We start from the raw sequence: 22752 nt of genomic DNA on the forward strand, positions 1-22752 counted from the left end.
TAGACGCTATGTGCATTTTCTTCGAGTCGGTGACGAAAGCGCTTATGGCTGCTCGTCACTTACAAAACGTGAATTACGCTTGAGCTTCGCCTTGTTGAGCTTGCTGTTGTAGGTAGTTCATGAATAGCGCGTCGAAGTTAACTGGCGCTAGGTTCAGTTGAGGGAACGTACCTTTAACAACTAGGCTTGAGATAGTTTCACGAGCGTAAGGGAATAGGATGTTCGGGCAGAATGCACCTAGGCAATGTGCTAGTTGACCAGCTTCCATTTGCTCAGCAGTGAAGATACCACCTTGTTGAACTTCACATAGGAACGCAGTTTCTTCTTCGTTCTTCACAGTCACAGTTAGACGTAGAACCACTTCGTAAACGCCTTCACCAAGCTCACGGCTTTGAGTGTCTAGGTCTAGTTTAACGTCTGGGTTCCATTCTTTTTGGAAGATTACTGGAGAGTTTGGCGCTTCGAAAGAAACGTCTTTTAGGAAGATGCGTTGAATTGCGAAGTTTTGTTGTGCTTCTTGAGGTGCTGCTTCAGCCATTTTTAAATCCTTAATAAACATTTGTTGAGTCTAGAAACGCCTAAACTCAGAAATTTGGTTTGTCCTGAGACTAACTGAGCAAATGTACCTTGACTAGATGAAGCGTGTATTACGTGCAAAGCGTCACAACTTAGGGCTTCAACTGCTTTCTATTTGCTCAGTTTTATATCCACGAGGCTTGGCAAAATCGCGTTTAAATGCGTACCTTAGTTTTTGCCACGTTCCTACTTTTTACCACGAACTAAAGGTAGGTTTGCTTCGTTCCATGCAATCAAACCATTCTTAAGTAGGCTAACTTTTTCAAAGCCCGCTTTTACTAGAAGGTTCGCGCTTTCTTGAGCGGTTTGGCCCGTCTTGCATACAACAATGATTGGGTCTGATTTATGGTTTTCAAGGCTACCCAAGTTACCAGCTTTGATGTCTGAAGGTAAAATGTGAAGTGAGTCGGTGATATGACCTTTTTTGAACTCATCTTTTGTGCGGATATCCACAACAACGCCGTTTTCACGGTTCATTAGGTGAGTCAGTTGGTTTACGTTGATTTCTTTGTATGCTGCCGTCGCTGACTTCACGATGTTCATGATAAATGCGACAAGAAGACCTACCCAAACCAAAGATAGAATCATGTTCTGTTGGAAAAATTCAATGTACTCTTGCATGTCTTGAGCTCTTACGCTGTTGGCGGAAAAATAAAGCAGGAGTATAGCGGGGTTAAGCCTCTTAGGCGAGAGGGTTAAAATTTTCTAACGAATAATTGAGATCTCTATAAACTCGCTACGTCCTTGTTATCGCATCCCTTCTCCTATCCTCATTCATCACTTTTCCCTATCGAAGTAATCGGTCTAAGTGACTTCTGTTTTGCTAAGAAAAGAGAACAATAGAACCTATCTTCAGCCAGTTATGTTGAGCGCTCTAAAAGAAGACCGTTTTGACAGTTTTGTGGCAACGTTGAGAGCCGTGCCATCGAATGTTGGCTTGGGTGTACAAAGCGTATTGGGAATGACTATGCTTGTGGAACACGTTTGTTGGTGACGCTTGGTTGCTCGCTAACTTGTAAGATAGCAACATTAAATCGCAAACATTATTTGATCTTAACCTACAGTTTTGGTTAAAAAGTGTAGTAAAATTACGCTAGTTTTGTTTCAAGGTTAGATAGGGCAGCGAAGCCCTACGCCAAAAGTTACTTAAATTTGATGAGGTCATCACTATGTCAGCTAAGAAGCCACTGGCTCTAGTTATCCTTGACGGTTACGGTTACCGTGAAGACACAGCAAGTAACGCAATTGCGAATGCGAAAACACCAGTAATGGATGCTCTGATTGCGAACAACCCACATACTCTAATCTCTGCTTCAGGCATGGATGTTGGCCTTCCTGATGGTCAAATGGGTAACTCAGAAGTTGGTCACACTAACATTGGCGCAGGTCGCGTTGTATACCAAGATCTAACTCGTATCACTAAATCAATTGCTGATGGTGAGTTCGAACAAACGCCTGCTCTAGTGGAAGCTATCGACGCTGCAGTGAAAGCAGAAAAAGCAGTACACATCATGGGTCTTATGTCTCCAGGTGGCGTACACTCTCACGAAGATCACATCTACGCAGCGGTTGAAATGGCGGCAGCTCGTGGCGCTGAGAAAATCTACCTACACTGTTTCCTAGACGGTCGTGACACACCACCACGCAGTGCAGAAAACTCACTACAACGTTTCCAAGATCTATTCGCGAAACTAGGTAAAGGCCGCGTTGCTTCTCTAGTTGGTCGTTACTACGCAATGGACCGTGACAACAACTGGGAACGCGTTCAAGTTGCTTACGATCTACTAACCCAAGCTAAAGCTGAATTCACAGCAGAAACGGCTGTTGCTGGTCTTGAAGCGGCTTACGCTCGTGACGAAAACGACGAGTTCGTGAAAGCAACGGCGATTAAAGCAGAAGGTCAAGAAGACGCAATCATGCAAGACGGTGATGCGGTTATCTTCATGAACTACCGTGCTGACCGTGCACGTCAAATCACACGTGCATTCGTTCCTGGTTTTGACGGTTTTGAGCGCGCAGTATTCCCAGCAATCAACTTCGTGATGCTGACTCAATACGCGGCAGATATCCCTCTAGCAACAGCATTCCCACCAGCGTCTCTAGAAAACACGTACGGTGAATGGCTATCTAAGCAAGGTCAAACTCAGCTACGTATCTCTGAAACAGAGAAATACGCGCACGTTACTTTCTTCTTCAACGGTGGTGTTGAGAACGAATTTGAAGGCGAAGAGCGTCAATTGGTTGCTTCTCCAAAAGTAGCAACTTACGACCTACAACCAGAAATGAGCTCTCCAGAGCTAACTGAGAAATTGGTTGCGGCTATCAAGTCTGGTAAGTACGACACAATCATCTGTAACTACCCGAACGCAGATATGGTTGGTCACACTGGTGTTTACGAAGCGGCTGAAAAAGCGATCGAAGCACTAGACGAAAGCGTAGGCAAAGTGGTTGAAGCAATCAAAGAAGTTGGCGGTCAGCTACTGATCACTGCGGACCATGGTAACGCAGAAATGATGATCGACCCTGAAACTGGCGGTGTTCACACTGCACACACTAACCTACCAGTGCCTCTAATCTACGTAGGTGACAAAGCGGTTGAGTTCAAAGAAGGCGGTAAACTGTCTGACCTTGCACCAACAATGCTTTCTCTAGCGGGTCTAGAAATCCCTGCTGAAATGTCTGGTGATGTGCTAGTTAAGTAATTAACTGACGATTCAGAATGACAAAAGCCCGAGTATAAACTCGGGCTTTTTTGTGTCTGGTAATAAGGACTGGTTTGTAAGATTACTGAACCAAAATCCCCGCACCAATCACCGCTAGGGCCGCGCCCAACCAAGCAAATCGGTTTGGTCGGCGTTTAGTGTAAACCCAGAGCAGCGGTAGCAACATGATTGGCGTGGTTGAAGATAGCAGAGCAACCATACCTACGTTCCCTTCGCGCAGCGCGTAAAGAATTAACGTCATTCCTACGGCCATCGCGAGAAAGCCATTCAACGCCGTAATGCCAAAAACACGCCAAGTAATGCGTTGGGTGGAGCGAGCAACTTTTACTCCAACGATAAGTAATAAGCAGTGCGCAACGAACGCGCTGATCATTCGAATTGCCGATGCAGCGATTGGGTCGACACTGGTTTGCATGACCGGTTTGGCAATAATGCCACCGAGCGCCTGACATATTGCAGCGGTAAGGCCGAGTGAGACTCCAACCCAAATGTTGCCTTTGATTTCCTCGAGCACATTGTTAGTTTGTCCGCGTCGGCCAAAGAATATCGCCATCACCACACCGCTAAACACCAGCGCAGAACCAAGCAGTTCAATGGCCGTCATGCTTTCGCTAAACAGGAAATAACCTAAGATGGTGGAAAACACGGCATGGCAGGAAAACAACAGGCCCGCTTGCCTTGGCCCCATGCGATTCAAACACGCAAACAGTGCGGTGTCGCCAATGAATATCCCTATCAATCCGGATGCCATCATCGGCGTAATGTGTTCCCAAGACACACTTAGCCAACCGCCGGTTATCCACGCCATGGTCGACAAAATTACGGCTGTGCAGCCCATCCGCCAACGACTGTAAGAGAAGGCACCCAGATGCTGCGCAGGAATAACCGAAATCAGGCTGGAAACCGCCCATAAAAAGGCAGCGCACAGAGCAAGCCATTCGTAACCCATGATTGATAGACGTCCTTGTTGAATAGGGTTGAGGGCTTTTAATATGCATGAAATGCCACGAGCAATGCCATCATTTTTTTATTTATTATTGGGAAGTTAAAGGCCTAGATAACATCAATAAAAAGGCAGCTCTGGGAGCTGCTTTTTCGGGGCGGTTTACACTTTAAAGCGACTGATGTTTTCTCGCATGGTGTTCGCTGTGTTGAACATTCTGCGTGCGCCTTCACTGCTTTTCAGTGATTGCTCAGCAATGACATCTGCATCGTCTTTGATACCTTGAGTATTGCGGCTGATGTCTTCACTTACCGCTCGCTGCTCTTCTGCTGCGCTCGCAATCTGCATCGCCATATCATTAATCTCAGTGATAGAGTTGGTGATGCTGGTTAGACTGTCGTGCGCTTGCTGTGCGTAATCCACGCTGGTATCTGCCAAGCTAGTGCTGGCTTGCATGCTGTTTACGGCAAGCTTGGTATTGCTTTGCAGCGTTTCAATCATGGTACGGATTTCTTCTGTTGAGCCATGAGTGCGTTGGCTAAGTACACGTACTTCATCTGCTACCACGGCAAATCCGCGTCCTTGTTCACCCGCGCGTGCTGCTTCGATGGCCGCATTGAGAGCGAGCAGGTTGGTTTGCTCAGCAATGCCTTGAATCGTAGACAGGATTTGGTTGATGCTTTGGGTGTTCGCTTCCAGTTCAGAAATCACATTTGCCGCATCACTCACTTGCTCAGCAAGCGACACAATCGCTTCTCGGTTTTTCTGAATAACGCTTTGACCTTCCACACACGCAGATGCGGAGTTTTGGGATGCACTTGCGGTCAATTCTGCATGACTTGCCACTTCTGCAGCGGTTGCTGACATTTCATGAATGGCCGTAGCAATTTGGTTTACGTCATTTTGTTGGTGCTCAACGCGTCCTGCCGCCATGGCTGAGAGTTCATTCGCCTGTTGTGCTTGTTCTGACAACTGCTGACTGTTTTCGACGATGTTTTTTAGCATTGATTGCATCTGAGCAAGGAACTGGTTGACGTGCGTAGCCAGTTCACCAATTTCATCCATGCGTTCAATCTCGATGCGCTGCGTCAAATCACCTTCACCTTGTGACAGTTCAGAGAGTGCATCCGACAAAGTTTGCAGTGGACGTAGTAGGCGAGTGATCACGTAAGTGCTAATGGCTGCGATGATCAAATACATTACGATTGAAGCAATGGCAGTAAAGGTCACTTGCTCCGAAACGGAGGCAAAAGCCATTTGTTTGTCTTGCACAACGCCCAGAGACCAATCGGTGTTAGGGACTTGAGCAACATAAATCAGTTGGTCGCCTTGTTTTGGCCACGTGATTGTTTCTAGCTTCGCGTGTTGTGCCAAGTTGGCCATTTTATCGCGAGTCAGTTCTGGATTTAACGTGGTGAGCGGTTTCTGGCTGAGCTTTTCATCTTTATAAGCGACGAGGTTATTGTTGCCATCCACCAAAAACGCGAAGCCGTTGTTATCCAGTTGGATATTCAATACTTCGTTGATGATGTCTGTGACGGCCAAGTCAGCGGCCAATACGCCTTGTTTGTTTTGGTTAAACGCTTTGGCAAAGCTGACCACAATACTGCCATCAAAATCTTGGTATGGCTCGGTAATGATCAGCCCAGATTGTGCCATCGCGTCTTGATACCAAGGGCGAGTTCGAGGGTCGTAATCGGATGGCCATGATTCGCTTTTATCGCCGTAGGCAATAGCGCCGTCAGAGAACCCTGCGTAAACCGAGAGAAATTTCCCCGCGCGTTTGGTCAGCAATAACTCGCGATCTGCATCATCAGAACCGGCGATGATTTGTTCGTTAGCCAACATCATATCGCTACGAATTGAGAGCCAATCGCTGATATAACGGTTAGTCGACTCAGAAATATTCTGTATTTCTCGGTTGAGTGTGGATGTGGTTTCTTCGTGAAGTTGATTAACGGAAACCCAAGCTTGAACGCCACTTACGATGGCGATAATGACTGCGATAGCAATCTGGATTTTTAACTTAATGGTATTTCTCATTGTCTAACCTTTATAAACAGACAAAAAGATCAGTGTCACAACGTGTGACTCCAGAGGGTTTAGACGATTCAAGCACAGAGCGTTACATGAAAGGCTTTAGTGAATTTATCGACAGTTAGTGATGAAACTTGAGGCACATGGTGTGATTTTTATTCAGCAATGCAATGTTAAATCTCTATTCATCATGGTGTGCAAAGGGGGACGAAGTCGAGGTAATGGGAATGAAGGGGCTCTGTGAAGGCATAACCCCTCACAGAGCCAGAACGTTAGAAGAGAATCAACACAGCGCCGTAAACTATAAACAGACCAATTAAGCCAATGATGAGTCCGACTTTCGCCATGTCTTTGCTTTCTATCAGGCCCGTTGAATAAGCTAATGAGTTTGGTGGGGTGGAGACAGGTAAAATCATGCCCAGTGAAGCTGAGAATGCGACCACAACCAGTAAGCCTTGTAAGCCACCGACAGCGGCCAAACTCGGCATGGAAACCCCGATTGCTGCGGCAATTGGCATCAACAAGTTCGCGGTCGCAGTGTTCGACATAAAATTGGCCATCAACCAACACACGATGGAGAGTGCAACCACCACCGAAAATGGAGACAGCGCCTCATAATCAATTGCGTGGGCGAGTGCTTCTGCCAAGCCCGTTTTATCGAGTGCAATACCAATCGCAATACCACCGGCAACCAACCACAATACGTCCCAGTTGATCAGTTTGAGCTCTTCTTTGCCCATGATGCCCGTTAAGGTAAAGACTGCCAGAGGAATAATCGCGACGACGTACGTATTCATGCCATGAGCTTTGGTGGTCATCCACAAGACGATGGTGAGGGCGAAGGTCACGTAAACCACCATTGCGCGCCAGCTCTTTTTGAAAGTGCCATCCAACTTGAGTTTCATTTCTGGCTCGCTCGATGGGAACAGCTTTTGCAGTAAGAACCAAGCGATGGTCAATTGCACTAAGACAAAAGGTAAGCCCATCATCATCCATGAGAGGAAGTCGATGGTGTTTTCTCCAGTGAGATATTGCAGTGCGATGGCGTTCGGTGGCGTACCTATTGGCGTAGCAATACCACCCGTATTGGCGGCTATTGGAATACACAAAACCAGTGCTTTAATGCCTAAGTCACCTTTCGGTGCTGACGCCACAATAGGGCCAAGTAGCGCTAACATCATGACCGTTGTTGCGGTATTGGACATGAACATGGAAAACACCGCGGTGATCAACATCAGCCCGAGCATGATGAATTTGGGCTGGTTGCCAAACGGTTTAAGCAACACGCGAGCGAGGTTGTTATCGAGCTCATACTTAGAGGCGGCAATCGCTAATGCGAAGCCGCCCATAAAAAGAATAATGATTGGTGACGAAAAGGCAGAGAAGATATCAGTGTAGTTGATTAGCTCGCCAAGATCGTGCCCTGGTGGTGGATTGCGAAACAGATGCAAGCCTTTGTCGGAAATCATGATCAGTTCGAGAGCGATAATAAGAATGGACGTAGCAAAAACGGGAACCGGCTCAAGAACCCAAAGTAGGGCCGCAAGAAGAAAAATGGCCAACAAGCGATGCTGAATTAAAGTGAGATCTTCAATGGGAATAGCATCAATCGGCATCATCAAAACGCCGAGCGGAATTAAAAAACACACCAGCAATTTAGCCAGTGTGCCGACATTCATCTTTGGCATTGGTAGCCCCTCTAAATATTCATCCTAAGCGCAGGATAAATGATTGTGGATTTAGGGTCTTAGAGGCAGGTATGAGTTTGGAGAAGAGAGTCTAAATTTCGAACAGAATTTTGCTTTTCATCAATAAAAAAAGAGCCCTTGATAAAGGGCTCTTTTAACTGAATTTCGCTTATTTTTTCAGGGCGTAAGGTGTGCCCATTACGGTTGGTTGGCCGTTTTCCATGCTTACGTCAAACTCAATCGCGTCTTTCGCAAACAGGTTGATCACAGTCGAACCCAGTTTGAAGCGACCCATTTCTTCGCCTTTTTTCAGGATAACGGCTTTGTCACCTTCTGCTGGGTAATCCCATTTGTAGACCGTGTTACCGCGAGGTGGCGTGATGGTGCCTGCCCAAACTTGCTCGATACTGCCTACGATGGTTGCACCAACCAGAACTTGTGCCATTGGGCCAAATTCGGTATCGAAGATACATACCACTCGTTCGTTACGTGCAAATAGGTTCGGTACGTTTTCTGCTGTCAGAGGGTTTACTGAGAACAGATCACCAGGAACGTAAATCATTTGGCGCAATGTGCCGTCACATGGCATGTGTACACGGTGGTAATCGCGAGGCGATAGGTATAGCGTTGCGAATGAACCGTCTTTGAATTCTTCTGCGAGTTTCTCATCACCACCAAGCAGTTCTTGCGCCGAGTAGTTGTGGCCTTTTGCTTGAATCAGTTGACCATCTTCAATTGGGCCAAATTGGCTCACACAAGCATCTGCTGGGTGCGTAATAATCTCATCACCTTCAGTGATTGGGCGTGCGCCTTCTTTGAGCTCACGAACAAAAAACTCGTTGAACGTTTTGAAATGCTTAGGATCAGAGTGCTTTGCCTCGTCCATATTCACATTGTACTGTTTGATAAACCAGCGAATGACCGCGGTGGTTAGACTACCAGCTTTGGCTGATGCCAGTTTGCCCATTAGGCGAGTTAGGCCATGTTGTGGGATCCAGTACTGCAGTCCAACTTTAATCTTGTCCATCTTTAATTCCGATACTTCTGTCTGTTCTGTTAGATTCGCGCTTTGGGCGCGTGATGTTACTGAACTTTAATGTGCTTGTCAGTATTCGGTGAAGAATTCTTACACAGTTGCTCAGATAATCTGGTTACAGATCGGCCTTCTTATTGCGTGAGTATTGGCGGTTTGCTTTGTTCTCCATCATGCTTTCTAGAATGCGATGGTAGTTCTCAAAACGAACCTCACTCACTTCGCCTTTCTCAACGGCTTCACGCAGAATACAGCCAGGGTCGTCGTTGTGTTTACAGTCTCGGAATTTACAGCCACCAAGGTATGGGCGGAACTCAACGAACGCTTTGGTGACTTCTTCAGCCTCTAAGTGCCAAAGACCAAATTCGCGAACCCCTGGTGAGTCAATAAGATCGCCGCCAGTTGGAATGTGGTAAAGGCGTGCTGCTGTCGTGGTGTGTTGACCTAAGCCAGAGTTTTCAGAAATTGCGCCTTCTTCCACTTCTTGTTCTAGTTCAGGCATTAATGCATTAACCAAACTCGATTTACCTACGCCAGATTGACCAACAAAGATGTTGATACGATCGCGTAACTGCACTTCTAAATCACTAATGCCTTCACCAGAATTTTTACTCACGAACAGCACTTTATAACCAATTCGCTCGTATTCTTTGAGCCACTCTTCGTACATTGCACGGTCATCTGCCTCAAGCAAATCAACCTTGTTGAGCACCAACAATGGTGCGATGTTGAGTGTCTCTGCGGCCACTAAATAACGGTCGATAATGTTCAGTGATAGCTCAGGCAAGACAGACGAGACAATCACCATCTGATCGATGTTTGCCGCAACTGGTTTGAGGCCGTCGTAGTAGTCTGGGCGAGTCAGCATCGATGTACGAGGCTCTACGGCTTCCACAACACCTGAGATGCCTGCCATTGATTCAAGACCTTCACGCCAGAGCACTCGGTCACCGGAAACCAGAGACTCAATGCCACGACGTAGGTTACAGCGTTGAACCTCGCCACTTTCTAAATCTTCGATGTCAGCGTGCTGGCCAAAGCGAGTAATCACTAGACCCTGTTTACTTGCGCCAAGCATGTTCTCATCCCATTGGATGGACTCTTCTTGCTTTTTTAGGCGTTTTTGTTGGTTGCTGCGTACGCGGCGCACCTGACCTTTGGTTAACTTTTTCTTCTTTGCCACAATGTTTTACTTAGTGAGTTAACTCAAGCGATTGAGCTCGTTCTCGGCTCAAGTTCGTGAGTATCGTGTTTCAAGTATTTTCAGGTATAGTACCTCTTTTATCGATAAACAAATAGGCGGCGTAACCATGTCCTTTAGCGATCAAAACCTAATTTGGGTGGATTTAGAGATGACAGGGCTTGATCCTGAAACGCACAAAATCATCGAAATTGCTTCTATCGTCACGGATAGCGAACTGAATATTTTAGCTGAAGGGCCAGTGCTTGCCGTGCATCAGCCAGAAGAAGAGCTAGCCAAAATGGACGATTGGTGCACCAACACGCACACGGCTAGCGGTTTGGTTGAGCGCGTTCGGAACAGCAAAATCTCTGAGCAAGATGCCGTAGCACAGACCATCGAATTTTTAGAAAAATGGGTACCAAAAGGCGTATCGCCAATCTGCGGTAACAGCATCGGTCAGGACCGTCGTTTCTTGTACAAGCATATGCCTGAACTGGAAGAGTACTTCCACTACCGTTACTTAGATGTGAGTACACTAAAAGAGCTAACTCGTCGTTGGAAGCCAGAGGTGCTGGACGGTTTCTCTAAACAGGGCACACATTTAGCGTTGGACGACATCCGTGAATCTATTGCGGAGTTAAAGTACTACCGCGAAACGATCTTTAAGATCTAACTGTTAAGGCTGCGATCTAAATTGTTGTCATTCTTGATTGTTTTGCTTGCTTTTTCGTCGTTCAGTAAAAAATTAAAGTTTTTTTGAACGAAGGACTTGCATCACAAAAAAATGCTCTTATAATTCGCAGCCCTGAACAGCGGAAACGTTGTTGATGCGACACTAGCTCAGTTGGTAGAGCGCAACCTTGCCAAGGTTGAGGTCACGAGTTCGAACCTCGTGTGTCGCTCCAAATTTTTATTATTGCATTAAGCAATGATACATGGACGCGGGATGGAGCAGCTTGGTAGCTCGTCGGGCTCATAACCCGAAGGTCGTCGGTTCAAATCCGGCTCCCGCAACCAATTCTCTTCTTGAGAACATGCGACACTAGCTCAGTTGGTAGAGCGCAACCTTGCCAAGGTTGAGGTCACGAGTTCGAACCTCGTGTGTCGCTCCAATTTGATAGCTCTCATTGTGCTTAACAATGAAATACGGACGCGGGGTGGAGCAGCTTGGTAGCTCGTCGGGCTCATAACCCGAAGGTCGTCGGTTCAAATCCGGCCCCCGCAACCAAATTTAATCAATAGCGTTTGCTGTTGATATGCGACACTAGCTCAGTTGGTAGAGCGCAACCTTGCCAAGGTTGAGGTCACGAGTTCGAACCTCGTGTGTCGCTCCACTTTCTTTCTAAGTGGACAGTATAGCTCTCATTGTGCTTAACAATGAAATACGGACGCGGGGTGGAGCAGCTTGGTAGCTCGTCGGGCTCATAACCCGAAGGTCGTCGGTTCAAATCCGGCCCCCGCAACCAAATTCAATCAATAGCATTTGCTGTTGATATGCGACACTAGCTCAGTTGGTAGAGCGCAACCTTGCCAAGGTTGAGGTCACGAGTTCGAACCTCGTGTGTCGCTCCACTTTTCTTTAAGTGAAAAGTAAAGCCTTCATTGTGCTTAACAATTACATGCGACACTAGCTCAGTTGGTAGAGCGCAACCTTGCCAAGGTTGAGGTCACGAGTTCGAACCTCGTGTGTCGCTCCACTTTTCTTTAAGTGGAAAGTAAAGCCTTCATTGTGCTTAACAGTGACATGCGACACTAGCTCAGTTGGTAGAGCGCAACCTTGCCAAGGTTGAGGTCACGAGTTCGAACCTCGTGTGTCGCTCCACTTTCTTCAAAGTGAACTGCATAGCCCTCATTGTGCTTAACAGTGACATTGCGACACTAGCTCAGTTGGTAGAGCGCAACCTTGCCAAGGTTGAGGTCACGAGTTCGAACCTCGTGTGTCGCTCCAAATTTATATTATTGCACTACGCGATAATACATGGACGCGGGATGGAGCAGCTTGGTAGCTCGTCGGGCTCATAACCCGAAGGTCGTCGGTTCAAATCCGGCTCCCGCAACCAATTCTTTTAAGAGAATGTGCGACACTAGCTCAGTTGGTAGAGCGCAACCTTGCCAAGGTTAAGGTCACGAGTTCGAACCTCGTGTGTCGCTCCACTTTCTCTAATGAAAAAGCAAAGTTCTCATCGTACTTAACGGTGACGTAATACGGACGCGGGGTGGAGCAGCTTGGTAGCTCGTCGGGCTCATAACCCGAAGGTCGTCGGTTCAAATCCGGCCCCCGCAACCAATTTCAGACGATAGTTACAGTTTGAGTGGTTGGTATTTTCTAGCTCTCAGATCGTCACGGATGCGCCGCCCAGTTCACTTTGGCTTTCGCTCCATTCCATCGCTCTTTTCATAATGCTGCGAAGCATGAATCCCCTAAAAGCATATCTTAATCCGCATCAAATGATGTCGGACGGTTTCGTTTGTGTTTAAAACACGATATGAATCGGCTGGCGTAATCATTTCATGATGTTCGGAGCGTTTTACCTATGTTAATTAACAGAGTTATCCACATATAACGTTCTGTGGATAAGTTGGTTGATAAAGTGTTTTTAGCTTGAGGATTTTGATGGGTAAAGAAAGATCTTTTCTTTTTTAGGAAGTCTTGGTTGCTGGTGATTTGGTCTTAACTTATTGTTATTTAAGGTTAAATGTATTATTTCATCGGATCGAATACGTTAAAATACGATCATAACCTTGTCTTTTTTTGATCCTAGTCATTTACTCAGGTTGTGTTTAACTTTTTTTTGCAACCCATTTTTAATCAAATCTAGAATTTTTTTCCACATTACAGAATTGAGAACAGGGTCATGTATTGAGCATGCAAAAAGTGTTTTCAATCTCTTGCATATAGGCTACGCACTAGGCATCTCTAGGTAAGCCTTTCTCAACAATTCTAATTAAACGCTTTTTCTTCGTCTCAATCGGTTCTGCATCTACAGAAGGGATATGGTTGAGCTGCTGGGTAAGTGCCCATTCGATGTGCTCATCCAGTAATTTACTTTCACCAAGTCGCGCATTGAGTGCGTCTATCACCCGTTGGCTGTATTCTGCATTACCAAGTGCGACAGATATATTACGTAGCCATTGTTCGTGACCGATACGACGGATAGCAGAACCTTCCATATTTTTTAAGAACGTCGCCTCGTCCCATTGGAATAATTCAACTAAGTCTGGATTGTGAAAGCTTTCCCGGCGATGGAAATCTTCTTGTTCGGTTACGTCTGCATAGCGGTTCCATGGGCAGACGAGTTGGCAGTCATCACAGCCGTAGATGCGGTTACCCATCGGTCTGCGGAATTCTTCAGGGATGACACCATCAAACTCTATCGTGAGATAAGAGATACAGCGTCTCGCATCGACAACTTTATCTTCTACAATGGCTTGAGTCGGGCATGACGTAATACACGCTCGGCATTTTTCGCATTGGTCGACACTTGGAGTATCGACTGGTAAAGGTAGGTCAATCAGCAGTTCACCAAGGAAGAACCAAGAACCACACTCTTTATCTAAGATCAGTGAGTGTTTACCTGTCCAACCCAATCCGGCCTTTTGGGCTAAAGGGCGCTCAAGTATTGGCGCAGAGTCGACAAAAGGGCGATAACCAAACTGACCCACTTCTTCTTCTATGAGCTTACCCAACTTGTTGAGCTGCTTTCTGACCAGCTTATGGTAATCACGCCCTAGCGCATAGCGGCTAATATAAGCGTGATTTTTATTCGCGAGATTTGAAGCAAATTGCGCTTCTGGCGGTAGGTAGTCCATCCGGACGCTGATAACGCGAACGGTTCCCGGTAATAACTCATTGGGTCTGGCGCGCATCATTCCGTGACGAGCCATCCAATCCATTGAGCCGTGATAGCCAGCATCTAGCCATTTTTGTAGTGCGGCTTCATGTTCACTAAGATCAACGTCGCAGATGCCTACTTTTTGAAAGCCGAGCTCTTTTCCCCAAACTTTGATTTGTTGTGCGAGTTGTTCGTAGTTCATGTTTTATCACCGAGATAAAGGGGGCGGGATCTTAACGGATCTATTCTATTGGTGCTACCGTAAAGTTGAGGTTAGTACTCGGAAATTCGTTTCTCAAAGTTCAGGCTGAATGGCCGTTGGCGCGTTTTTATCAGCAAAATCATTATGCATGTATCACGGAACCTTTTGCTATATGCGGCGTTCTTATAACTGTGAGTTAAACTCTTTTCGATCAAAGTTAATACTCGGTAAATAAGTTACAGTTTTTGGCTACTTTTTTCGCACATATGACATTTGAAAGCTTGTCTCTCAAAACCAACACGGTTTACTATTCCTGTTCTTTTGATTTTTATATAGTCAACGATCATTAGTTAGAGAAGCATCAATGAGCACGAAACAATTTACTTTAAAAGATGAGCAAGAAACGGTAGCACTGGGCACCGAGCTGGCTCAACTTTGTTCTCAACAAACCACTATTTATCTGCATGGTGATTTAGGTGCAGGTAAAACAACCTTCAGTCGTGGTTTTGTCCGTGCTCTTGGGCATCAAGGAAACGTGAAAAGTCCGACTTATACGCTTGTCGAACCTTACCAATTAGATAAGTGGCAGGTTTACCACTTTGATCTTTACCGATTGGCAGATCCTGAAGAATTGGAATTCATGGGGATCCGAGATTACTTCACAGATGATGCGATCTGCTTGGTTGAATGGCCTGAAAAAGGGCAAGGATTGCTGCCACAACCAGATTTAGATGTAGAAATTCGTTATCAAGGTGAGCAACGCGTCGCTGAGATAACGGCGAACAATGATTACGGTGTGCAGTTACTCAGTCGATTGGAGCTATGTTGAGTCTTTCAAATTTTAGAGCAGTGGCGACGTTTGTCGCCACTTTTCTCCTTATCATCCCCAATTTAGCATTTGCTAACGTCGTTAAAAGTTTCCGAGTGTGGCCTTCCCCAGATGAGACTCGTGTTGTCATCGATTTAGGCTCGGAAGCGGACTATTCCTATTTTTCTCTATCAGGGCCGGACCGTCTTGTGGTGGATATGAAAGACACCACCATGCAAGCTAAATTGCCAGTGACCGTTTCTGATAGCCCAGTGCTTAAATTGGTGCGTAAAAGCTCGCCTCCAGAGAAAGGCACCTATCGCCTTGTTTTTGAATTAAAGAAAAACGTTCAGGCAGAGTTATTCAAACTCAGTCCAACGCCGGGCGGCCAATATGGGCATCGTTTGGTGATTGACCTGCCACACGGTAAGAAAACCGCGACAACAGCAGCGAAACCAAGCAAACCGGCGACAACCAGCAAAGACATGAGTACCGTACAGCGTGCTCAAGAAGTATTGATCGTGATCGATCCTGGTCATGGTGGTGAAGACCCTGGCTCAATTGGTCCATCTCGTCGCAAGTATGAAAAAGACGCGGTACTGAGCATTTCTCGTAAGCTTGCAGCGCAACTTGATGCGACGCCGGGAATCAAAACGCGCATGACGCGTACCGGTGACTACTTTGTTAACTTAAACCGCCGTGTTGCATTTGCCCGCGAAAATGACGCGCACCTGTTAATCTCAGTTCACGCGGATGCGTTCACATCACCACAACCTCGTGGGGGATCGGTATTCGTATTGAATACGCGTCGCGCAAACACTGAGATTGCTCGTTGGGTTGAGAACCACGAGAAACAGTCCGAGTTGCTCGGTGGTTCTGGCAATGCATTTGTCACGAACACGAAAGACCGCAACGTGAACCAAACTTTGCTCGATCTCCAGTTCAGCCATTCGCAAAAAGAAGGCTACAAGTTGGCGACCGAAATTTTGGGTGAAATGGGACGCGTCGCGCATCTACACAACACCAAACCAATCAACACCAGCTTGGCAGTATTGCGTTCGCCACAAATTCCATCGGTCCTTGTAGAGACTGGATTTATCTCTAACCCAACAGAAGAGAAACTGCTGTTCCAACGCGCGCACCAAGATAAGTTAGCGCAGGCTATCTCTAAAGCGGTGGTTAAATATCTAAAAGATAACCCACCTGAAGGCACGGTGTTCTCACCTTCCTCTAAACCAATGGTGCACATTGTTAAGCGTGGTGAATCGCTGTCTGTGATTGCGAATAAATACGGTACTAACTCGAAAGCGTTGATGGCTGAGAACAAGTTGAAATCGACCAGCTTAGCGGTTGGACAAAAACTGCGTATTCCGTCAGCTGGCAAGATCCAAGTGCCAAGCAAGCCTATTACAGTAGAGACTGAAACGATTACTCATACCGTTAAATCGGGTGAGTTCTTGGGTAAGATCGCAAGTCACTATAAAGTGAAGCTGTCGGATATTCGTCGTGAGAACAACTTAAAATCCGATACCTTATGGGTTGGTCAAAAACTTAAGATCACCGTAGCAGTGAAAGATAAACCGATTCGCAAGCACAAAGTCGCGCGAGGGGAATACCTTGGTAAGATTGCGTCCAAATATGGCGTGAGTGTTGCGAGTATTCGCCAAGCAAACAACTTGCGCTCGGACGAGCTTGCTGTTGGGCAAGTCCTGATCATTCCAAACAAATAAGTAAGTGAGCTTCTAACTCATTATGACGATAAAAATTTTGCCAGCTAGGCTCGCCAACCAAATTGCGGCAGGGGAAGTGGTCGAAAGACCTGCCTCTGTCATCAAAGAGTTGGTGGAAAATAGCCTCGACTCTGGCGCAACCCGAATCGATATCGATATCGAAAAAGGCGGTGCCAAGCTTATTCGTGTTCGTGACAACGGAAAAGGGATTGCGAAAGATGAGCTCGGGCTGGCACTCAGTCGTCATGCAACGTCTAAAATCCATACCTTAGATGATTTAGAAGCGATCATGAGCTTGGGCTTTCGTGGAGAGGCATTGGCGAGTATCAGTTCCGTTTCTCGTCTTACATTAACCTCTCGCCCTGCTGCACAAGAAGAAGCATGGAGTGCATATTCGGAAGGGCGTGATATGCAGGTCAAATTGCAGCCTGCTGCCCATCCCATTGGTACCACGGTTGAAGTGCTGGATTTGTTTTTCAATACTCCTGCACGCCGTAAGTTTCTGCGTACCGAAAAAACGGAATTTGCTCACATTGACGAGCTGTTAAAACGCATTGCACTGAGCCGCTTTGATGTCTCGATCAACGTGCGCCATAACGGCAAAGTTATCCGCCAGTACCGTGCGGCTAAGAATCAACTGCAAACCGAAAAGCGTATAGCGGCGGTGTGTGGTAATGCATTTGTGCGTAACATGCTTCGTATTGAGCTTGAGCATCAAGGCCTCAAGTTGCATGGTTGGATCACCACTCCGGATGGGGCTCGTCAGCAAAGCGATTTGCAGTATTGTTACGTGAATGGCCGCATGATGCGGGACAAACTGATCAATCATGCGATCCGTCAAAGCTACGAAATGAGTTTAAAGCCGGATCAATTCGCCGCTTATGTGTTGTTCATCGAGCTAGACCCGCATCAGGTGGACGTGAACGTTCATCCAGCGAAGCATGAAGTGCGTTTCCACCAAGCAAGATTGGTACATGACTTTATCTATCAAGCTTTGGCTGATGCACTGGCACAAAGCTCTGTGATTGATAAGCCGCAAGTCAATGAGTCCGCGTTCCATCGAGCAGAGCCTGAAGAGCGAGAAAGCCAACCGGAAACGACGCCTCAATACTCGCCACAATCAGTGAGTACTACTGTCCCAGAGCGTGTGTATCAAGCGATTGATAAAACGCCTACGTACCCTGGACGTACTGATTATGAGATAAAGCCACGCGATCGTGCGCCGAGTGATTCATCTGTGCGTGAAGCGCGCATTGCAGATTCCTTTAAGCGAACGGATTGGATTGAGTCCAAACCTGCGCCTAAACCAAATGTAGGTAAAGAGCGTCATGCTGAACCTGCACCAAGTAAGCGAGAAGTCCACGCTTACCATGAACTGCTAAAAACACCCGACTTCGAATCTCAACAAGCTGAGCAACCGACATCGATAGAGTCCGTTCGAGAAGTGAGTTTGCCTCAAGTTACAGCGTTGGGGAAAGCGTTGGCCGTTGTGGATGAACAATTTGTTCTGATGAGCAGCGACAGCGGCGTAGCATTAGTTTCATTACCTCGAGCTGAGTTCTATCGCACCAAAGGTCAGTTGACGCCAAGTGAAGGAGCGTTAAAAGCGCAGCCTTTATTAGTACCGTTGTCGATGAAGTTGGACACTGACTTAGTGAAGTTGGCACAAGATTATCAACAAGACTTTGCTCAGTTGGGTATCCAATTAAAAGCCAGAAATGATAAAGCGCTAATGGTCATGGGCGTGCCAGCACCATTACGCCAACAAAACTTACAAAATTTAGTGCCAGATCTGTTATCTTACGCGCAAACGTGGATGAAGGGAGAAAAGGCGTCAACTCAGATGCTTCCTGCTCTGATCGATTGGCTTGCTGTGCAGGTCACAACGGTCAAGAGTCACTATACTCTCTCTGAAGCCATTCAAATTATTGCGGAACTTGAACAGTTAAGGCATGGTCAATTGCCACTAGACGATAAAACATTCGTATCTGCTGTTGATTTCTCTGCCACGATAGCCAAATTAAAACCATGACAGACAAACTACCTTTGGCTCTTTTCTTGATGGGGCCAACTGCATCAGGTAAAACCGAGCTAGCGATTCGCTTGCGTCAAAAGTTTCCGGTTGAGATCATCAGTGTGGATTCTGCATTGATCTACAAAGGAATGGATATCGGTACGGCAAAACCTGACGAAAAAGAGTTGAGTTTAGCGCCGCACCGCTTAATTGATATCCTAGATCCTAGCGAATCTTATTCGGCGGCGGACTTTCGCCGCGATGCTTTGCAAGCGATGGATGATATTGTTGCAGAAGGAAAAATTCCACTCCTAGTGGGTGGTACAATGCTGTATTACAAGGCATTACTTGAAGGCTTATCACCTCTTCCTGCTGCAAATCCTGAAATTCGTCAGCAAATTGAACAAGAAGCATTGACTAAAGGTTGGTCAGTGTTGCACGATGAACTGAAAGAAATTGATCCTGTATCAGCTGCGAGAATACATCCAAATGATCCCCAGCGTTTATCTAGGGCGTTGGAAGTGTATCGTATTTCAGGTAAAACTCTTACTGAGTTGACTCAAACTAAAGGTGAAAGCCTGCCGTACCGAGTTAAACAGTTTGCAATAGCTCCCAAGGATAGGGCAGAACTTCACCGTCGCATTGAACTGCGTTTCGACAAAATGATGGAAGCGGGTTTTGAAGATGAAATGAAAGCGTTGTATGCGCGCAAAGATCTTCATCCGGATCTTCCTTCTATTCGTTGCGTTGGTTACCGACAGATGTGGGAGTATTTAGATGGGGAGTGCACACGTGATGAAGCAGTATTTCGTGGCGTATGTGCGACTCGTCAATTGGCCAAGCGTCAAATCACCTGGTTACGCAGCTGGGATGACTTAACTTGGTTGGATAGCGATAACATTGAGCAGGCACTCGAAACCATGTCAGAAGCAATAGCATCTGATTGAGATAGCTGTGTATAATGTGATCGTTTTTGCGTGAACGCACTCTCAAAGGATCTGTTGTTGGCAGTTTTTATACTATGCTGCTAATTACTTAGAGTGCATTTTTGATTCGTTTAGCTCAGATGCAAAAGCAGTACTTTTTGCATTGCACCACTAGCTAAATAATTACAACTACAAATTAAATAAGGAAAATAAAATGGCTAAGGGGCAATCTCTACAAGACCCATTTCTAAACGCGCTACGTCGTGAGCGTATTCCAGTGTCTATCTACCTTGTGAACGGTATCAAACTACAAGGTCAGATCGAATCATTCGATCAATTCGTGATCCTGCTGAAAAATACTGTAAACCAAATGGTGTACAAGCACGCGATTTCTACAGTTGTGCCGGCTCGTCCAGTGAGCCACCACAGCGGTGATCGTCCTCAAGGCGACCGTCCACAAGAGAAATCAGAAGATTAATTCTTCATCGAGTATTTTTAAAATAAGGAGTTGATTGCTTGTTTGACCGTTATGAATCCGGTGAGCGAGCCGTACTTGTTCATATCAACTTCACGCAAGAAGGTGAATGGGAAGATCTGGCTGAGTTCGAAATGCTGGTTTCTTCCGCTGGGGTTGAGACGCTGCAAGTGGTAACTGGTAGTCGTCAATCCCCACACCCGAAATACTATGTCGGAGAGGGTAAGGCCCAAGAAATTGCTACTACGGTACAATTGACTGGTGCTGAAATTGTGATTTTTAATCACTCCCTCTCTCCTGCCCAAGAACGTAACCTCGAAACACTGTGCAAATGTCGAGTTCTCGACCGCACTGGTCTCATCCTCGATATCTTTGCTCAACGAGCACGAACACACGAAGGTAAGCTACAGGTCGAGCTGGCCCAACTTCGACACATTTCTACTCGTTTAATTCGTGGTTGGACGCACCTTGAAAGGCAGAAAGGGGGGATCGGTTTACGTGGCCCGGGTGAAACCCAGCTGGAAACCGACCGTCGTTTATTGCGTGAACGAATCAAAGCCATCCTGCGCCGCCTAGAAAAGGTAGCCAAGCAGCGTGAACAAGGACGCCGTGCCCGAAATCGAGCTGAAATCCCAACAATTTCTCTCGTGGGTTACACCAACGCGGGTAAGTCGACACTCTTCAACCGAATAACCGAAGCTGGCGTGTATGCCGCAGACCAATTGTTTGCTACTTTGGATCCTACACTACGTAAGATGGAGTTAGCGGATGTTGGCCCAGCCATACTGGCAGATACGGTTGGTTTTATTCGACATTTGCCTCACGACTTGGTTGCTGCCTTCAAAGCGACCTTGCAGGAAACGCAAGAAGCTGACATTTTGTTACATGTTGTTGATGCCAGTGATGAGCGTTTTCGTGAGAATATTCAAGCTGTTCATGAAGTATTAGAAGAGATCGACGCGCACGAAGTGCCGACGCTTGTCGTCATGAACAAAATCGACAATCTAGAGTCGCAGACACCTCGTATAGAACGTGATGAGGAAGGGGTTCCTCGTGCGGTCTGGGTATCTGCAATGGAAGGATTGGGCATTGAGCTCCTGTTTGATGCGCTGACGGAACGTCTGGCGTCGCAAATGGTCGAGCATCAGTTGCGAATTCCTCCACAGTATCAAGGAAGATTCCGTAGTACATTCTTCCAAATGAAGTGTATTCAACGTGAGGAATACGACCAGGATGGTAACTTGTTGATCGATATTCGAATGCAGCAAGTAGATTGGTCTAGACTTGAAAAAAGAGAAGGGGCAGTTTTGACTGACTTTATAGTCACTTAAAGGACTGCTACAGTATAACGTCATATCAAATGATGGAGCTTTCTAATGGCGTGGAATGAGCCTGGAAATAACAACGGCAACAATGGCCGCGATAATGACCCTTGGGGTAATAATAATCGTGGTGGCCAGCGTCCTGGTGGCCGAGATCAAGGTCCGCCAGATTTAGATGAAGTGTTCAACAAACTGAGTCAAAAGCTGGGTGGCAAGTTTGGTAAAAAAGGCGGCGGTGGTTCCTCTATCGGCGGTGGCGGTGGTGCAATTGGCTTTGGTGTCATTGCGATCATTGCAATTGCGGTGTGGATTTTCGCTGGTTTTTACACCATCGGTGAAGCAGAGCGTGGTGTTGTACTGCGTTTAGGTAAATACGATCGTATCGTAGACCCAGGCCTTAACTGGCGTCCTCGTTTTATTGATGAATACGAAGCGGTTAACGTACAAGCGATTCGCTCACTACGTGCATCTGGTCTAATGCTGACGAAAGATGAAAACGTAGTAACGGTTGCAATGGACGTTCAATACCGAGTTGCTGACCCATACAAATACCTATACCGCGTGACCAATGCAGATGATAGCTTGCGTCAAGCAACAGACTCTGCGCTACGTGCGGTAATTGGTGATTCACTAATGGATAGCATTCTAACCAGTGGTCGTCAGCAAATTCGTCAAAGCACTCAAGAAACACTAAACCAAATCATCGATAGCTATGATATGGGTCTGGTGATTGTTGACGTGAACTTCCAGTCTGCACGTCCGCCAGAGCAAGTAAAAGATGCGTTTGATGACGCGATTGCTGCGCGTGAGGATGAAGAGCGTTTCATCCGTGAAGCAGAAGCTTACAAGAACGAAATCTTGCCGAAGGCAACGGGTCGTGCTGAACGTTTGAAGAAAGAAGCTCAAGGTTACAACGAGCGTGTAACTAACGAAGCATTAGGTCAAGTAGCACAGTTTGAAAAACTACTACCTGAATACCAAGCGGCTCCTGGCGTAACACGTGACCGTCTGTACATTGACGCGATGGAAGAGGTTTACACCAACACATCTAAAGTGTTGATTGACTCTGAATCAAGCGGCAACCTTTTGTACCTACCAATCGATAAATTGGCAGGTCAAGAAGGCCAAACAGACACTAAACGTAAATCGAAATCTTCTTCAACCTACGATCACATTCAACTAGAGTCTGAGCGTACACAAGAAGAAACATCGAACACGCAGTCTCGTTCAACAGGTACACGTCAAGGGAGATACTAAGA

17 protein-coding genes and 13 tRNA genes are annotated in these 22752 nt (G+C 46.4%); 22 read left to right on the plus strand and 8 right to left on the minus strand.

Annotation, left to right across the window (positions count from 1 at the left end; translation table 11 throughout):
* Positions 1-73: 73 nt before the first annotated feature.
* Entirely contained in the window at positions 74-538 is a 465-nt protein-coding gene (gene secB, locus ACF8CV_RS07385) for a protein-export chaperone SecB (RefSeq protein ID WP_005456911.1), read from the minus strand.
* Between the two features lie 224 nt (positions 539-762).
* Positions 763-1197: a rhodanese-like domain-containing protein gene (locus tag ACF8CV_RS07390; RefSeq protein WP_005381472.1), complete on the minus strand. Its 435-nt coding sequence runs from the start codon at positions 1195-1197 to the stop codon at positions 763-765.
* A 548-nt stretch (positions 1198-1745) separates the two neighbouring features.
* On the opposite strand from ACF8CV_RS07390, the gene gpmM reads away from it, so the two are divergent.
* Positions 1746-3278, plus strand: coding sequence for a 2,3-bisphosphoglycerate-independent phosphoglycerate mutase (gene gpmM, locus ACF8CV_RS07395; RefSeq protein WP_005456931.1), 1533 nt, complete (start codon positions 1746-1748; stop codon positions 3276-3278).
* An 82-nt stretch (positions 3279-3360) separates the two neighbouring features.
* Here the strand turns inward: gpmM and ACF8CV_RS07400 are convergent, their stop codons facing one another.
* From ACF8CV_RS07400 to rsgA, 5 genes are all read right to left on the minus strand, one after another.
* Complete coding sequence (locus tag ACF8CV_RS07400) at positions 3361-4248, minus strand: DMT family transporter (RefSeq protein WP_005482188.1); 888 nt, start codon at positions 4246-4248, stop codon at positions 3361-3363.
* Positions 4249-4404: 156 nt separating this feature from the next.
* Positions 4405-6285: a methyl-accepting chemotaxis protein gene (locus ACF8CV_RS07405; protein ID WP_005482186.1), complete on the minus strand. Its 1881-nt coding sequence runs from the start codon at positions 6283-6285 to the stop codon at positions 4405-4407.
* 266 nt (positions 6286-6551) lie between these two features.
* The gene (locus ACF8CV_RS07410; protein ID WP_138938202.1) at positions 6552-7967 is read right to left on the minus strand and encodes a DASS family sodium-coupled anion symporter; all 1416 of its coding nucleotides are present in this window, start codon (positions 7965-7967) and stop codon (positions 6552-6554) included.
* Between the two features lie 169 nt (positions 7968-8136).
* The gene (gene asd / locus ACF8CV_RS07415) at positions 8137-8994 is read right to left on the minus strand and encodes an archaetidylserine decarboxylase (RefSeq protein ID WP_005496488.1); all 858 of its coding nucleotides are present in this window, start codon (positions 8992-8994) and stop codon (positions 8137-8139) included.
* A gap of 124 nt (positions 8995-9118) precedes the next feature.
* Entirely contained in the window at positions 9119-10183 is a 1065-nt protein-coding gene (rsgA, locus tag ACF8CV_RS07420) for a small ribosomal subunit biogenesis GTPase RsgA (protein ID WP_029806204.1), read from the minus strand.
* 127 nt (positions 10184-10310) lie between these two features.
* Between rsgA and orn the strand changes: the two genes are divergently transcribed.
* The 14 genes from orn to ACF8CV_RS07490 all read left to right on the plus strand — a co-directional run bounded on the left by orn (position 10311) and on the right by ACF8CV_RS07490 (position 12470).
* Positions 10311-10856 (plus strand): oligoribonuclease, encoded by a 546-nt coding sequence (gene orn, locus ACF8CV_RS07425; protein ID WP_005456987.1) that lies wholly within the window; start codon positions 10311-10313, stop codon positions 10854-10856.
* Positions 10857-11012: 156 nt separating this feature from the next.
* A tRNA-Gly gene (locus ACF8CV_RS07430) sits at positions 11013-11088 on the plus strand.
* Between the two features lie 35 nt (positions 11089-11123).
* Positions 11124-11200, plus strand: a tRNA-Met gene (locus tag ACF8CV_RS07435).
* A gap of 19 nt (positions 11201-11219) precedes the next feature.
* Positions 11220-11295 (plus strand) — tRNA-Gly (locus tag ACF8CV_RS07440).
* Positions 11296-11334: 39 nt separating this feature from the next.
* Positions 11335-11411: transfer RNA gene (locus ACF8CV_RS07445), tRNA-Met, on the plus strand.
* A gap of 30 nt (positions 11412-11441) precedes the next feature.
* A tRNA-Gly gene (locus ACF8CV_RS07450) sits at positions 11442-11517 on the plus strand.
* A 55-nt stretch (positions 11518-11572) separates the two neighbouring features.
* Positions 11573-11649 (plus strand) — tRNA-Met (locus ACF8CV_RS07455).
* 30 nt (positions 11650-11679) lie between these two features.
* Positions 11680-11755 (plus strand) — tRNA-Gly (locus ACF8CV_RS07460).
* A gap of 49 nt (positions 11756-11804) precedes the next feature.
* A tRNA-Gly gene (locus ACF8CV_RS07465) sits at positions 11805-11880 on the plus strand.
* Positions 11881-11929: 49 nt separating this feature from the next.
* A tRNA-Gly gene (locus tag ACF8CV_RS07470) sits at positions 11930-12005 on the plus strand.
* Positions 12006-12055: 50 nt separating this feature from the next.
* Positions 12056-12131: transfer RNA gene (locus ACF8CV_RS07475), tRNA-Gly, on the plus strand.
* Positions 12132-12166: 35 nt separating this feature from the next.
* Positions 12167-12243 (plus strand) — tRNA-Met (locus ACF8CV_RS07480).
* Between the two features lie 18 nt (positions 12244-12261).
* Positions 12262-12337: transfer RNA gene (locus tag ACF8CV_RS07485), tRNA-Gly, on the plus strand.
* A gap of 56 nt (positions 12338-12393) precedes the next feature.
* A tRNA-Met gene (locus tag ACF8CV_RS07490) sits at positions 12394-12470 on the plus strand.
* A 620-nt stretch (positions 12471-13090) separates the two neighbouring features.
* On the opposite strand, the gene queG is transcribed toward ACF8CV_RS07490, so the two are convergent.
* Positions 13091-14218 (minus strand): tRNA epoxyqueuosine(34) reductase QueG, encoded by a 1128-nt coding sequence (queG, locus tag ACF8CV_RS07495; RefSeq protein WP_025555124.1) that lies wholly within the window; start codon positions 14216-14218, stop codon positions 13091-13093.
* A gap of 364 nt (positions 14219-14582) precedes the next feature.
* Here queG and tsaE point away from each other — a divergent pair, with 364 nt between their 5' ends.
* From tsaE to hflK, 7 genes are all read left to right on the plus strand, one after another.
* Positions 14583-15047: a tRNA (adenosine(37)-N6)-threonylcarbamoyltransferase complex ATPase subunit type 1 TsaE gene (tsaE, locus tag ACF8CV_RS07500; protein WP_005457080.1), complete on the plus strand. Its 465-nt coding sequence runs from the start codon at positions 14583-14585 to the stop codon at positions 15045-15047.
* Positions 15041-16756 carry an N-acetylmuramoyl-L-alanine amidase gene (locus ACF8CV_RS07505; RefSeq protein ID WP_029559151.1) on the plus strand — a complete coding sequence of 572 codons (1716 nt, stop codon included), beginning with the start codon at positions 15041-15043 and terminating at the stop codon, positions 16754-16756. The genes tsaE and ACF8CV_RS07505 overlap by 7 nt, the downstream gene beginning before the upstream one ends.
* A 22-nt stretch (positions 16757-16778) precedes the next feature.
* Complete coding sequence (gene mutL / locus ACF8CV_RS07510; protein ID WP_025589037.1) at positions 16779-18788, plus strand: DNA mismatch repair endonuclease MutL; 2010 nt, start codon at positions 16779-16781, stop codon at positions 18786-18788.
* Entirely contained in the window at positions 18785-19717 is a 933-nt protein-coding gene (gene miaA / locus ACF8CV_RS07515) for a tRNA (adenosine(37)-N6)-dimethylallyltransferase MiaA (RefSeq protein WP_025442323.1), read from the plus strand. Before mutL ends, miaA begins: the two co-directional genes overlap by 4 nt.
* Positions 19718-19910: 193 nt before the next feature.
* Positions 19911-20174 (plus strand): RNA chaperone Hfq, encoded by a 264-nt coding sequence (hfq, locus tag ACF8CV_RS07520; protein WP_005438329.1) that lies wholly within the window; start codon positions 19911-19913, stop codon positions 20172-20174.
* 38 nt (positions 20175-20212) lie between these two features.
* The gene (gene hflX, locus ACF8CV_RS07525) at positions 20213-21502 is read left to right on the plus strand and encodes a ribosome rescue GTPase HflX (protein WP_025627383.1); all 1290 of its coding nucleotides are present in this window, start codon (positions 20213-20215) and stop codon (positions 21500-21502) included.
* A gap of 45 nt (positions 21503-21547) precedes the next feature.
* Positions 21548-22750: an FtsH protease activity modulator HflK gene (gene hflK / locus ACF8CV_RS07530; protein WP_005460667.1), complete on the plus strand. Its 1203-nt coding sequence runs from the start codon at positions 21548-21550 to the stop codon at positions 22748-22750.
* Positions 22751-22752: the final 2 nt, after the last annotated feature.

It is taken from the genome of Vibrio sp. zbq_1 (genome assembly GCF_043102935.1).
Classification (GTDB): domain Bacteria; phylum Pseudomonadota; class Gammaproteobacteria; order Enterobacterales; family Vibrionaceae; genus Vibrio; species Vibrio parahaemolyticus.

Coding starts and splice junctions, on each gene's coding strand:
- secB (WP_005456911.1), bottom strand. CDS start 538: ATGGCTGAAGCAGCACCTCAAGAAGCACAACAAAACTTCGCAATTCAA.
- ACF8CV_RS07390 (WP_005381472.1), bottom strand. CDS start 1,197: ATGCAAGAGTACATTGAATTTTTCCAACAGAACATGATTCTATCTTTG.
- gpmM (WP_005456931.1), top strand. CDS start 1,746: ATGTCAGCTAAGAAGCCACTGGCTCTAGTTATCCTTGACGGTTACGGT.
- ACF8CV_RS07400 (WP_005482188.1), bottom strand. CDS start 4,248: ATGGGTTACGAATGGCTTGCTCTGTGCGCTGCCTTTTTATGGGCGGTT.
- ACF8CV_RS07405 (WP_005482186.1), bottom strand. CDS start 6,285: ATGAGAAATACCATTAAGTTAAAAATCCAGATTGCTATCGCAGTCATT.
- ACF8CV_RS07410 (WP_138938202.1), bottom strand. CDS start 7,967: ATGCCAAAGATGAATGTCGGCACACTGGCTAAATTGCTGGTGTGTTTT.
- asd (WP_005496488.1), bottom strand. CDS start 8,994: ATGGACAAGATTAAAGTTGGACTGCAGTACTGGATCCCACAACATGGC.
- orn (WP_005456987.1), top strand. CDS start 10,311: ATGTCCTTTAGCGATCAAAACCTAATTTGGGTGGATTTAGAGATGACA.
- queG (WP_025555124.1), bottom strand. CDS start 14,218: ATGAACTACGAACAACTCGCACAACAAATCAAAGTTTGGGGAAAAGAG.
- tsaE (WP_005457080.1), top strand. CDS start 14,583: ATGAGCACGAAACAATTTACTTTAAAAGATGAGCAAGAAACGGTAGCA.
- ACF8CV_RS07505 (WP_029559151.1), top strand. CDS start 15,041: ATGTTGAGTCTTTCAAATTTTAGAGCAGTGGCGACGTTTGTCGCCACT.
- mutL (WP_025589037.1), top strand. CDS start 16,779: ATGACGATAAAAATTTTGCCAGCTAGGCTCGCCAACCAAATTGCGGCA.
- miaA (WP_025442323.1), top strand. CDS start 18,785: ATGACAGACAAACTACCTTTGGCTCTTTTCTTGATGGGGCCAACTGCA.
- hfq (WP_005438329.1), top strand. CDS start 19,911: ATGGCTAAGGGGCAATCTCTACAAGACCCATTTCTAAACGCGCTACGT.
- hflK (WP_005460667.1), top strand. CDS start 21,548: ATGGCGTGGAATGAGCCTGGAAATAACAACGGCAACAATGGCCGCGAT.